The 11,975-nt window shown below is 69.6% G+C and carries 12 protein-coding genes and 3 pseudogenes; 2 read left to right on the plus strand and 13 right to left on the minus strand.

Annotated elements, in window-relative coordinates; genetic code table 11:
• Positions 1-54: 54 nt before the first annotated feature.
• A complete protein-coding gene (locus AB5J56_RS06690) occupies positions 55-969 on the minus strand; it encodes a carbohydrate ABC transporter permease (RefSeq protein ID WP_369231016.1) in 915 nt (304 codons plus the stop codon).
• Positions 966-2,330 carry an ABC transporter substrate-binding protein gene (locus AB5J56_RS06695; RefSeq protein WP_369231019.1) on the minus strand — a complete coding sequence of 455 codons (1,365 nt, stop codon included), beginning with the start codon at positions 2,328-2,330 and terminating at the stop codon, positions 966-968. The genes AB5J56_RS06690 and AB5J56_RS06695 overlap by 4 nt, the downstream gene beginning before the upstream one ends.
• A gap of 382 nt (positions 2,331-2,712) precedes the next feature.
• Here AB5J56_RS06695 and AB5J56_RS06700 point away from each other — a divergent pair, with 382 nt between their 5' ends.
• A complete protein-coding gene (locus tag AB5J56_RS06700) occupies positions 2,713-3,510 on the plus strand; it encodes a FadR/GntR family transcriptional regulator (RefSeq protein WP_369231020.1) in 798 nt (265 codons plus the stop codon).
• A 124-nt stretch (positions 3,511-3,634) separates the two neighbouring features.
• Here the strand turns inward: AB5J56_RS06700 and AB5J56_RS06705 are convergent, their stop codons facing one another.
• The 7 genes and pseudogenes from AB5J56_RS06705 to AB5J56_RS06735 form a co-directional block, all read right to left on the minus strand.
• Entirely contained in the window at positions 3,635-3,841 is a 207-nt protein-coding gene (locus tag AB5J56_RS06705) for a DUF5988 family protein (protein ID WP_369231022.1), read from the minus strand.
• A 33-nt stretch (positions 3,842-3,874) separates the two neighbouring features.
• On the minus strand, positions 3,875-4,381 hold the full coding sequence (locus AB5J56_RS06710; protein WP_369231024.1) for a hypothetical protein: 507 nt from the start codon (positions 4,379-4,381) through the stop codon (positions 3,875-3,877).
• 81 nt (positions 4,382-4,462) lie between these two features.
• A pseudogene (locus tag AB5J56_RS06715) lies at positions 4,463-4,960 on the minus strand (SRPBCC family protein); the annotation flags it as partial.
• A gap of 100 nt (positions 4,961-5,060) precedes the next feature.
• The gene (locus tag AB5J56_RS06720; RefSeq protein WP_369242388.1) at positions 5,061-5,558 is read right to left on the minus strand and encodes a hypothetical protein; all 498 of its coding nucleotides are present in this window, start codon (positions 5,556-5,558) and stop codon (positions 5,061-5,063) included.
• A 21-nt stretch (positions 5,559-5,579) separates the two neighbouring features.
• Positions 5,580-5,831 (minus strand): annotated as a pseudogene (locus AB5J56_RS06725) (AMP-binding protein); the annotation flags it as partial.
• Positions 5,832-5,895: 64 nt separating this feature from the next.
• Positions 5,896-6,603 (minus strand): annotated as a pseudogene (locus tag AB5J56_RS06730) (AMP-binding protein); the annotation flags it as partial.
• A gap of 33 nt (positions 6,604-6,636) precedes the next feature.
• Positions 6,637-7,398 (minus strand): lysophospholipid acyltransferase family protein, encoded by a 762-nt coding sequence (locus tag AB5J56_RS06735; RefSeq protein ID WP_369242390.1) that lies wholly within the window; start codon positions 7,396-7,398, stop codon positions 6,637-6,639.
• Here AB5J56_RS06735 and AB5J56_RS06740 point away from each other — a divergent pair.
• A complete protein-coding gene (locus AB5J56_RS06740; RefSeq protein WP_369243177.1) occupies positions 7,355-7,615 on the plus strand; it encodes a hypothetical protein in 261 nt (86 codons plus the stop codon). The two genes, AB5J56_RS06735 and AB5J56_RS06740, sit on opposite strands and share 44 nt — an antisense overlap.
• On the opposite strand, the gene AB5J56_RS06745 is transcribed toward AB5J56_RS06740, so the two are convergent.
• The 4 genes from AB5J56_RS06745 to AB5J56_RS06760 all read right to left on the minus strand — a co-directional run bounded on the left by AB5J56_RS06745 (position 7,587) and on the right by AB5J56_RS06760 (position 11,969).
• On the minus strand, positions 7,587-8,369 hold the full coding sequence (locus AB5J56_RS06745) for a GNAT family N-acetyltransferase (RefSeq protein WP_369231026.1): 783 nt from the start codon (positions 8,367-8,369) through the stop codon (positions 7,587-7,589). The genes AB5J56_RS06740 and AB5J56_RS06745 overlap by 29 nt on opposite strands.
• 231 nt (positions 8,370-8,600) lie before the next feature.
• Entirely contained in the window at positions 8,601-9,350 is a 750-nt protein-coding gene (locus AB5J56_RS06750; RefSeq protein ID WP_369231028.1) for a succinate dehydrogenase/fumarate reductase iron-sulfur subunit, read from the minus strand.
• Positions 9,347-11,296 carry a fumarate reductase/succinate dehydrogenase flavoprotein subunit gene (locus AB5J56_RS06755; RefSeq protein ID WP_369231030.1) on the minus strand — a complete coding sequence of 650 codons (1,950 nt, stop codon included), beginning with the start codon at positions 11,294-11,296 and terminating at the stop codon, positions 9,347-9,349. The genes AB5J56_RS06750 and AB5J56_RS06755 overlap by 4 nt, the downstream gene beginning before the upstream one ends.
• A 1-nt stretch (position 11,297) precedes the next feature.
• Positions 11,298-11,969, minus strand: coding sequence for a succinate dehydrogenase (locus tag AB5J56_RS06760; protein WP_369231032.1), 672 nt, complete (start codon positions 11,967-11,969; stop codon positions 11,298-11,300).
• Positions 11,970-11,975 lie beyond the last annotated feature (6 nt).

The raw sequence follows: 11,975 nt of genomic DNA on the forward strand, positions 1-11,975 counted from the left end.
AGGGGCGCTTCCCGTTCCGGGCTCACTGCGGCGGCGACTCGATCGCCAGAGGTTCTAGTCGGCATCGAAGAACCCCGACCGTGCGACGAAGACGGCGGCGGCCGACACACTGACGACCAGGAGCTCGACGGAGACCGCGGCGGCGCCGTTGATGTTGTTCATCTGGAAGGCGAAGTCGTACGTCAGCTGGTTGAGCGAGTAGTCGCGTCCGGCCACACCCACGCTGGCGAGGGAGAGCAGCTGCGGCTCGACGAAGAGCTGTGCTCCGCCCGCGAAGGCCAGGATCACCATGTACACGATCCACTTGCGGAGCATCGGGATCTGCACGTGCCAGGCGGTCTGCCAGGCGCCCGCGCCATCGATGCGCGCGGCTTCCATCACGTCCGTGGGGATGTTGTTGAGCGCGCCGTACATGACGACGATCCATCCTCCCGCGCCGGTCCAGAAGGCGATGATCGTGAACAGCAGGGGCAGGTTTCCGGGCGCGATCACCTCGCCGAAGGTGTGGAACCCCAGCGCGCCCAGCAGCGAACTGACCGGGCTGACCGTCGGGTCGAGCATGAACAGCCACACCAGCACACTCGCGGCACCGGCGAGCGCTCCGGGGATGTAGTAGAGGAAGCGCAGCGCCTTGCTGGCGGAACCCGAGGCCAGGCGGTGCAGCAGCAGCGCCAGGGCCACCACGAACACCACAAGGGACAGGAGCCAGAAGGCGAGGTAGACCGCGACGTGGCTCACGGCGTCCATGAAGCGGAAGTCCTGCGCCGTGGTGACGAAGTTGGAGAAGCCCGTGACCGTGCCGCCGGCATCGGTGAAGGCGAAGTAGATCGCGTAAGCGGTGGGAAGCACACCGAAGGCGACCAGCAGAACCACGTAGACGGCGACGAAGGCCATACCGGCCCGGCTCTGCCGGGCGGCGCCGCGACGGCGCCGGGTGGCAGAGCCGGCCGGAGAGTGGGTGAGGGTCACTGGGAGACCTTGTATCCGTTGGACTTGGCGTACTTGACGATGGAGTCCTGCCAGGCCGGCAGCATCGAGACGACGCTCTTGCCCTGGGTCAGCCCGGGCTTGACGGTGGCGGCCCAGATCGCCTCCTGGCTGAACTGGCCCGAGCCCCACTCGGGCCAGACCTGGGAGGAGGCGGCCTTCAGAGCGCTCAGGTCGCCGGCGAAGTAGCCGGAGGCGTCCTGTCCCTTCAGCCACGCCTCGGCCGCCGGCGTGTACGCGGGGAAGCCCGGCGCCTTCTCGCCCTGGTAGGCGTTGTCGGTGGTGACCCACTTCAGGAAGTCGGTGGCGGCCTTGATGTGCGCGGAGTGCTGGGACAGCAGCCAGGTGCCGCCGCCGACGTTACCGGTGGACGGCGAGGTCTCCCCCTTCCACTGCGGGATGGGCGCCGCGCCGATCTGCTTGGCCGGGGTCTTGAAGGTGCCCTCGAACAGCGCACCGCCGTACCAGGCCGGACCCGGCATGAGCAGGACCTTGCCGGCCTCGTTCTTGCCGAAGTCGGTGCTGAAGACCCCGCTGATGGACATGGACTTGTTCTTGATCAGCACGTCCATGAGCTTGGCCATCCTGGTGCAGGCCTCGCTGGAGGTGTTCACCGACACGGCCTTCGGGCCGGTGATGTGGTTGGCACCGCACTTGCTCGCCCAGAGGTAGATCTCAGGGGTGAAGGAGTCGCCGGCGTCGCCCACGAGATAGCCCGGGTGCTCTTTGGCCACCTTCTCGCCGAGCGTCTGGAACTCCTCCCAGGTCGTCGGAACCTGGTAGCCGAACTTCTTCAGCAGAGGCGCGTTGTACCACAGCACCGCCTGGGAGAGGTCGTTGCGCAGACAGTAGAGAGTGCCGTTCACCGTGCAGACATCGTTGGCCCCACTGGCGAAACCGGTCAGGGTCGCGGCGGGTATCAGGCCCTTGTCGAGCGGAGCGGCGAAGCCCGCGTCGACCGCCCAGGTCGCCTCGTTGTTCTGGGAGCTGAACACGACGTCCGGCCAGCCCTTGTGGGTGCGGTTGAACAGCTGGACCTTGGTCTGGAGGTAGTTCGAGCCGTTGGCGTCGCCGTCGTAGGTGACGATGTCCAGCTTCACGTCCGGGTGCTGCTGCTGGTACAGCTTCGCGGCCGCCACACGGGTCGCGTCCACCCAGACGGTCAACGCACCGTCCTTCTGGGACACCTGAGCGAAGCCGTCCTTGTTCGTCGTACCCGTGGCACTGCCGCCGCCGCAGGCGGTCATGGCCAGCGCCACGGTGGCCGCGCAGCCGGCCAGCAACACCGCGCGCCTCCTGCTGGACACTCTCTCCCGGCCGGACGAAGGCTTGTTGACGGTCATGTGCGACTCCACTGGTTTCACAGGGCGCCCCGAGCAGATGGGCAGGCGGGCAGGTGGCGCGAGGATGGATTGACGCCGGGCCGAACCGGTCGGACGTCGGGACCGCGGACGGCCGTCCCACTTGCCGTCGCGGAAGAAATTAGCCGCCTTATCAAGGGTCGAGTCAAGGGTTTGTGCAGCCTTCTTCTCACCCAATGCCAGCGATGACGCAACGAAGGAGCGCGGTATATCCAATAAATCACTGGATACGCCGGTTAGGGATCTCGCTTCATGATGTGGATCTACCCATTCGATGAGTACGACTCATTGATGCTTGGGATACGATGAACGCGGCTCCACAGCGATCAGCCACCTCAGTTGCGCCAGCCAGGAGGCAGAACCGATGAACGACACGCCCGCGGCCCAGGCGGCCCCGCCGACGCAGGCACCTCCCGTCGCGTCGGCAGCGGTGAACAGTGCGGACGCGCGGCGTGAGTACCGGCCCGGCTACGAGGTCGTGGCGGAGCGGATCCTCGAGTTCATCGCCGAGTCCCGGCTGGTGGCGGGTGATCGGCTGCCCACGGAGAACGATCTGGCCCAGCAGCTGAACACCAGCAGGGCGGTGGTGCGGGAGGCCATGAAGATCCTCTCGGCGCTGGGCCGGGTCCGGGCGCACAAGGGGCGCGGACTGTTCGTCGCGGACGACGAGGGCATGCTCATCACCAGCCGCTGGGGCGGATTCTTCCGCCCCGTCGACATCGATCACGTACTCATGCTGTTCGAGTTCCGCAGGGTTCAGGAGATGGCCGCGAGCAGTCTGGCCGCCACCCGTGCCACACCCGCCGAGCTGCGCACCATCGAGGTGGCCATGCAGCAGTGTCGGCACGGGTTCACCCACGGGCAGGTCGAGGTGTTCAACCAGGCGGACGAGGACTTCCACATGGGCGTCGCCGTCGCCTCGCACAACACGTTCCTCGTCAGTGCCGTGCGAGATGCGCGACGACTGCAGCGGCAGTCCAGCGCGATCGGGATCCACGACACGCTCGGTGAAGGCACCGAGTCCGCGGTCGTGGAGCACGAGCAGATCTACCGGGCCATCCGCGACGGCCGGCCCGACGAGGCGGCCGCGGCCACGGCGACACACCTCGACAGGACTCTCGAGGACTACCGGCGGGAGATCCAGCGACGCCTGTTCGGATAGCGTTCAGCGTCGGATTTCCCTCAAGTGGGCTCCTCCGAGCCGCGCCGGATCAACGGGACCGCCCGACCCGCCAGCCCGGCTGGGACCGGGCCACGGCGGCCACGGCTCGGTCCCGGTACGGCGCCTACCCCGGGAGTTCCGTGCGCTCCCACCACTCGTACACGGGCAACAGGCCCTCCGAGGTCTCCTGCTGACGCGTCGTGGCCCTGAAGTGCTCGAACCCCCCACGGAACGGGAGCTTGATGTCGAGCCCGGGCTCCGGGGCGGAGACGATCCGCTCCGTGAGATCGTCAGGGCCGCCCTGGAGAACTGCTTTCGTCGCGTCGGTCATGGCCAAATCCTCTCCGAAACCCGGACCCGCTTCTCAAGGACGCGCCGACCCGACCCCTTTCGGCAGCAGAGCCAGGAGCTGTTGCGCGTGGCCGGGCAGCTCCGCGTCCGCGAGGCCCGCGATGAGGTCCCTCAGCGGCAGGGGCTGATCGAGCATCACGGCGCCGTGGGAGAGGAGCAGCGTGGGTACCGGCGTGTCGAGTTCGGCCTCGCTCAGCATGGGGCCGCCGAGTGCGCACAGGGCGTCGGCCTGGAGTCGGATGCGTTCCCGCAGGCCCGCGTTGCCGCCGGAGCGCGCGATGACACGTTCGAGGGTCCAGGGGTCGTGCGCCATACGGTTGTCGTACGTCGTGTGCGCCGCCGAGGTAACGGCGGAGACGGCGGCCAGGGTGACGGCGTTGACGATGACGACATGGGCCAGGATCTGGTCGGCGTTCCACTCGCCGGGTGGCGGGACGGGGGCCGGGTCGCCGGATTCGGCCACCGTGGCGGCGGCGTCCAGCAGCAGGCGGTAGGCGTCCCGCAGCGGGGTGGTGTCCATCGGGTCCTCTTCCCTCTTCCTTCTGTGGTCGTGCGCGTTCTTTCTCTGGTCGTGCGCGTTCTCTCCGCGCTCGTGCGCGTCTCAGGCGTGTGCGGGAGACATCTCCCACGGCGCCTGCGGGAGGACCTCGCCGGTTTCGAGGAGCGACTTGAGGTTCGACAGCACGGCCGGCCATCCGCGCGAAATGCCGCCGAGCATCTCCAGGTTGGGGAGGTTCTCGTGGGTCACGGTGAGGCGGACGATGTCGTCGTGCGGTTCGACGAGGAAGGTGACCACCGAGGGTTCGCGGGGAACTTCGGCGTCAGGGGCGTCGTCGAAGGTGATGACCAGGCGCGTCGGGGGCTCGGCCTCGATCACTCGGCCGACCACATCGACGACGCCTGATCCGTCGGCGCGCCGGTGCTCCCAGGCCGAGCCGGGCTGCCAGTCCGAGACGTTGGCGTGTCCCCAGTAGCGGGCGGTGAGGTCCGCGTCCGTCAGGGCCTCCCAGACCTGCTTCGCGCCGGCCCGGATGTACGTGACGTAGACGTAGGCCGGTACGGAGGCGGGTGCGTTGGTCATGGCGTACTCCTCTGCCTGGTGGCTCCGGCCGTCGCTCTCGCTGAGCAGTTCGCCGCTCACGGATCAATTATGCAGGTAATTACCTGCATAATGTCAACGCGGAAGCCGATCCGCCGGTTCACGCCCGATAAGCCCTCCTGAGCGCGGACTTGGCCAGCTTCCCCGTGGGCGTCCGGGGCAGCGTGTCCGTGAAGTCCACGCTCCGCGGGGTCTTGTAGTGCGCAATGTGCTCCCGGGCGAAGTCGATGAGTTCACGCTCCAGTTCGGGGCCGGGCGCGATGCCGGGCGCAGGCTGCACCACCGCTTTGACGGCCTCGCCCATCTCCGGGTCGGGCACCCCGACGACCGCGACGTCGGCGACCTTCGGGTGCAGGATCAGGCAGTTCTCCGTCTCCTGCGGGTAGATGTTCACGCCGCCGGAGATGATCGTGAACGCCCGCCGGTCGGTGAGGAAGAGGTAGCCGTCCTCGTCGACGTGCCCGATGTCGCCCGTGGTCGTCCAGGTCGGGTGGTCGGGGTGCTGCGCGGCGCGGGTGCGGCCGGCGTCGTTGTGGTAGGTGAAGGGCAGCTCGTCGCGCTCGAAGTAGACGGTGCCGGTCTCACCGACGGGCAGCACCTTGCCGTCCTCGCCGCAGATCCGCACATCGCCGAGGAGCCCGCCCCGGCCCACCGACCCCGGCTTGCGCAGCCACTCCTCGGGGTCGATGAAGGTGATCCCGTTGGCCTCGGTCGCCGCGTAGTACTCGTACAGGACCGGCCCCCACCACTCCATCATCCGCCGTTTGACCTCGACCGGGCAGGGCGCGGCCGCGTGGATGGCGACCTTCAGCGACGAGACGTCGTACAACTGCCGTGTCCTCGGCGGCAGTTTGAGCATCCGTACGAACATGGTGGGCACCCTCCCCCACTCTCAACTCCGTTCGAGCGGGCGGTACCCCCTCACTGTGCGTGACCCGATGCTGTTCGACAGCCGCCAGCGCCGTCTCGGCGTCGAAGGAGTCCATCAGGACGACGGTGCCGCCGGTAGCGGTGACGACGTAGCAGAAGCGCAGGGGCGCCGCGCGGTAGAGCGGGGCCGGGCAGAGATAGACGGTGTTCTCGTCGAAGCCGTACAAGGGCTGGAACAGCAGTTGGAAGGTGCTCGGCACCTCACGGACGTCGCCCTCCGGGAGTGCCGGCTCGATCCCCTTGGGGCGTCCCGTGGTGCCCGAGGAGTACAGCATGTCGGCACCGCGCGGCTGGTGTGCGGGCGGTTCGGGTGAGGCGGCGGCGAGGGCGGCCTCGTACGAGCCGTCGTCGAGGCGCAGTGCCGCTCCCGGCAGCAACTGGGCCACTTTGTCGGCGAGTTCGCCGAGCGTGCCGGAGACGATCAGGACGCGGGCGCCGCAGTCGCGGACGATGTACGCGGCCTCGTCGGCGGTCAGATGGTGGTTGACGGCGGTGAGGTAGAGGCCCGAGCGCAGGGCGGCCCAGTAGACCTCAAGGACGCGCGGGTCGTTGTCGGAGAGGATCGCGAGGTGGTCGCCGCTGCGCAGTCCCCTGGTCCGCAGATGGTCCGCGAGGCGCAGGGAGCGCTCTTCCAGCTGTCCGTAGGTGAGGGTCCGGCCGCCGTCCGCGGTGACGACGGCCGGCCTGGCGGGGTCGTACGCTCCGGAATACATGCGGGGACGGTACCCCGCAGGACTGACGGTACGTCAGAAGTGTGCGCCTCCCCGCATATTCGCGCCCCGCCCCAGGCCGGTGGCCGTTTCGGCGGCCCGGGCGAGGGCGCGCCGGTCGGGTGCGCTGCCCGGCGCGAGCACCGGCCGCACCCGCACCTCCGCCACCAGCCCGCGCGCCGAGGCGACCCGCCACACCGAGGTGAGCAGCGAGTCGCTGCCGACGAACGCGGGGGCGGTGCTCACGCCCCCGTCGTCGAGGCCGTAGTGCAGACGCACCGGCTGGACGGGGACACCGGCGTCGAGCGCGGCCTGGAAGACGGCCCGCCGGAAGTGGCCCTGGGCCCGGCCGCACCAGGTGCTCCCCTCGGGGAAGACCACGACCGCGGCGCCGTCGCGCAGGGTGTCCGCGATCCGGGCGACGGTCCTGGGCAGGGCCCGCAGCCGGTCGCGCTCGATGAACAGTGCTCCGCTGCGCGCGGTGAGCGGGCCCGCCAAGGGCCACTGCCGGATCTCGGCCTTGGCGAGCATCCTGCCGGGGCGGACGGCGGCGAGCAGCGGGATGTCCAGCCAGGAGATGTGGTTGGCGACCAGGAGCAGGCCCCCGGTGGGCGGGGCGTCGCCGGTGATCCGGACCCGGACACCGGCGGCCCGCACGACCGTACGGCACCACGCGCGGATGATCGGGTCGCGGCGAACGGTGGAGATCCGGGCGACGGCCGGGGTCAGCGCGATCCCGACGAGGAGCGTGACCATGACCGCCGCCAGCCGCAGCACGGCGCGCGGCACCGTGGCCATCGACCGTGCGGACGGCACACAGGCCCCCGGGGTGCAGGGGGCGCTGGGCAGCCAGGCGCTCGGCACAACAGCCGTACCGGCCATGGGAGTTCGGCCGCCGGACCGGGAGATCACCGGCATGCGGATACGGGCCGTACGGCCCGCGCCCGGTACGGCGACGCGAGCCGCGCCCGTCACGCTCGGCGTGCTCATGACGCCGGGCCGCCCGCCGGAATGAGCGACAGGAAGTGCCGCAGATAGCGCGGGTCGACCCGGCGCATCGACAGCAACACGTACAGGTCGGCGACGCCGAAGTCCGGGTCGTGCGCGGGCTCCGCGCAGACCCAGGCGCCGAGGCGCAGGTAGCCGCGCAGCAGCGGGGGCAGCTCGGTGCGCGCGGGCCGGGCCACGCCCTCGGTGCTCCAGGGCAGCAGCGGACGTACCCGGTACTCCTCGGGCGCCAGGTATTTGGTGCGCACCCGGTCCCAGGTGCCCGCGGCGAGCGCCCCGCCGTCGGCGAGCGGGATGGAGCAGCAGCCGGCGAGCCACTCGTGGCCGCCCTGCACCATGTAGCGGGCGATCCCGGCCCAGATCAGGCCGATGACGGCGCCGTCGCGGTGGTCGGGGTGCACGCAGGAGCGGCCGACCTCGACGAGCCCGGAGCGGATCGCGTCGAGCGGGCCGAGGTCGAACTCGCTCTCCGAGTAGAGCCGCCCGGCGACCGCGGCCCGCTCGGGCGGCAGCAGCCGGTAGGTGCCGACGACCTGGCCGGTGACCGTGTCGCGGACCAGCAGGTGGTCGCAGTAGGCGTCGAAGGCGTCGATGTCGAGGCCCGGCTGCGGCGTGGCCAGCAGGGCGCCCATCTCGCCGGCGAAGACGTCGTGGCGCAGCCGCTGGGCTGCTCGGACGTCGGCCTCGTCGCGGGCGAGGGTGACGGTGTAGCGGGTGGGGGCAACGGGCTGCGGGGGGCTGAGGGTGGATACGCCGGTCATGGCACTCTCCTGGTCACGGGCCGGTTCGGCGGTGAGTCGGAGGACCGGATGGTGCGCCGTCCGCCGACGCTCCTGTTCTTCCGATTCCGATTGGCGTGTACGTGACCGGCGCCGAGAGCCGGGATGTGGGCTTGTTGAATGCCAGGGGCGCCCGGGAAAGCGAGACGGGACCGGGGATGAGCACCACTCCCGGTCCCGCCCGTCCGCACCGTAACGGCGAACGACGTACGGCTAACGCCTTCCCGCCTTGCGGGTCGCGCGCAGCCACTCCTTGTTCATGCTGGTGATGGAGACCAGCGGAATTCCCTTGGGGCAGGCGGTGGCGCACTCGCCGGCGAGGGTGCAGCCGCCGAAGCCCTCCTCGTCCATCTGCGCGACCATGTCGAGGACGCGGGTCTCGCGTTCGGGCACGCCCTGCGGCAGCACGTTCAGGTGGTTGACCTTCGCCGAGGTGAACAGCATCGCCGCGCCGTTCGGGCAGGCGGCCACGCAGGCGCCGCAGCCGATGCACTCGGCGTGCTCGAAGGCGAAGTCGGCGTCCGGCTTCGGTACCGGGGTGGCGTGGGCCTCGGGCGCGGCGCCGGTCGGGGCGGTGATGTATCCGCCGGCCTGGATGATCCGGTCGAAGGCGGAGCGGTCGACGACGAGGTCCTTGACGACCGGGAAGGCCGAGGCGCGCCACGGCTCGACGTCGATGGTGTCGCCGTCCTCAAAGGACCGCATGTGCAGCTGGCAGGAGGTGGTGCGCTCCGGCCCGTGTGCGTCGCCGTTGATGACGAGCGAGCAGGCGCCGCAGATGCCCTCGCGGCAGTCGTGGTCGAAGGCGACGGGGTCCTCGCCCTTGAGGATGAGCTCCTCGTTGAGGGTGTCGAGCATCTCCAGGAAGGACATGTCGGCCGAGATGCCGTCCACGTCGTACGTGGACATCGCGCCGGGGGCGTCGGCGTTCTGCTGCCGCCAGACGCGCAGGGTGAGCTTCATGCGTAGCTCCGCTGAGTGGGGTGGACGTACTCGAAGACGAGGTCTTCCTTGTGCAGGACGGGGGCGTCGCCGGTGGCGGTGAACTCCCAGGCGGCCGCGTACGAGAACTCCTCGTCCCTGCGGGCCGCTTCGCCGTCCGGGGTCTGGGACTCCTCGCGGAAGTGGCCGCCGCAGGACTCGGCGCGGTGCAGCGCGTCGAGGCACATGAGCTCGGCGAGCTCCAGGTAGTCGACGACGCGGTTGGCCTTCTCCAGCGACTGGTTGAACTCCTCGCCGGTGCCGGGGACCTTGATGCGCCGCCAGAACTCCTCGCGGATCTGCGGGATGCGCTCAAGTGCCTTGTGCAGCCCGGTGTCCGTGCGGGCCATGCCGCAGAACTCCCACATGAGCTGGCCGACTTCTCGGTGGAAGGAGTCGGGGGTGCGGTCGCCGTCGACGGCGAGGAGCCTGCTGAGCCGGTCCTCGGTCTCGGCCAACACCTCCTGGACGGAGGGGTGTTCACCCGTGATCGCGTCCTGGTGCGGGTTGCGGGCGAGGTAGTCGTTGATGGTGGACGGGAGCACGAAGTAGCCGTCGGCGAGGCCCTGCATCAGGGCGGAGGCGCCGAGCCGGTTCGCGCCGTGGTCGGAGAAGTTGGCCTCGCCGATCGCGAACAGGCCCGGGATAGTGGTCTGGAGGTCGTAGTCGACCCACAGGCCGCCCATCGTGTAGTGCACGGCGGGGTAGATCCGCATGGGCACGGTGTACGGGTCCTCGGCGGTGATCCGCGCGTACATGTCGAAGAGGTTGCCGTACTTCTCCTCGACCGCCGTGCGGCCCATGCGCGTGATGGCGTCGGCGAAGTCCAGGTAGACGCCCTGACCGCCGGGGCCCACTCCCCTGCCCTCGTCGCAGACGTTCTTGGCGGCGCGGGAGGCGATGTCGCGGGGCACGAGGTTGCCGAAGGAGGGGTAGATGCGCTCCAGGTAGTAGTCGCGCTCGTCCTCGGGGATCTCGTTCGCCGGACGGGTGTCGCCCTTGGCCTTGGGCACCCAGATGCGGCCGTCGTTGCGCAGCGACTCGCTCATCAGGGTCAGCTTGGACTGGTGGTCGCCGGTGCGCGGAATGCAGGTGGGGTGGATCTGGGTGAAGCAGGGGTTGGCGAAGTAGGCGCCGCGCCGGTGCGCCCGCCAGATGGCGGTGGCGTTGGAGTTCATGGCGTTCGTCGACAGGTAGAAGACGTTGCCGTAGCCGCCGGAGGCGAGTACGACCGCGTCCGCGAAGTAGGTGTCGATACGACCGGTGATCAGGTCGCGGGCGACGATCCCGCGGGCCCGCCCGTCGACCACGATCAGGTCGAGCATCTCGGTGCGCGGATGCATCTCGATGGTGCCGGCCGCGATCTGCCGGGACAGCGCCTGGTACGCGCCGAGCAGCAGCTGCTGGCCCGTCTGGCCGCGGGCGTAGAAGGTGCGGGAGACCTGGACGCCGCCGAAGGAACGGGTGTCGAGGAGGCCGCCGTACTCGCGGGCGAAGGGCACGCCCTGCGCGACGCACTGGTCGATGATCTCCACCGAGATCTGTGCCAGACGGTGGACGTTGGACTCGCGCGCCCTGAAGTCGCCGCCCTTGACGGTGTCGTAGAACAGCCGGTGGATCGAGTCGCCGTCGTTGCGGTAGTTCTTCGCGGCGTTGATGCCGCCCTGTGCGGCGATCGAGTGGGCGCGGCGGGGCGAGTCCTGGTAGCAGAGCTGGACGACGTGGTAGCCCTGTTCGGCGAGGGTGGCTCCGGCGGCGCCGCCCGCGAGGCCCGTGCCGACGACGATCACCGTGTGCTTGCGGCGGTTGGCGGGGTTGACCAGCTTGGCCTCGAAGCGGCGGGTGTCCCAGCGCTCGTTGACCGGGCCCCGCGGGGCCTTGCTGTCGACGACCGGCTCTCCGGTCGGGTACTCGGCATAGGGGGTCATGTCAGCTCACCACTCCGGTCATGACGCCCACGGGTACGGCGATGAAGCCGGCCGTGAGCAGCAACGCGAGGACGTTGGCGATGGTCTTGAGGGCGCGGTCGCGGGTGCGGCTGCCGGCGCCCAGGGTCTGCGCTGCGCTCCAGAAGCCGTGCCGGATGTGCAGGCCGAGGGCGAGCATCGCGACGATGTAGATGACGTCGCCGTACCAGGTCGAGAAGGTGTCGATGACGTTCTGGTACGGGTGTCCGGCCTGGAAGCCGTCCGGGTGCACGGTGCCGGTCGTCAGGTCGAGGACGTGCCAGACGATGAACAGGCCGAGGATGATCCCGCCCCAGCGCATGGTGCGCGTCGCGTAGCTCGACCGCGGCTTCCTGTGGACGTACTTGCTGGGGCGCGCCCGGATGTCGCGGCGGCTCAGCTGGTAGGCGGCGGTGGCATGCGCCACGACAGCGACGACCAGGACCACCCGGATGATCCACAGGGCCCACTCGTAGTGCAGGAAGGGCTCACCGAGGGTGCGCAGCCAGTGCGCGTAGTGGTTGAACTCGCCGGCCCCGAAGAAGATCTTCAGGTTTCCGATCATGTGGACGACCAGGTAGAGCAGCATGATCAGACCGCTGACGGCCATGACCGTCTTCTTGCCGACCGAGCTGTCCCACACGGTGCGCGTCATGGACGG

Origin of the sequence: Streptomyces sp. R21, from assembly GCF_041051975.1 — a bacterium.
Lineage (GTDB): Bacteria > Actinomycetota > Actinomycetes > Streptomycetales > Streptomycetaceae > Streptomyces.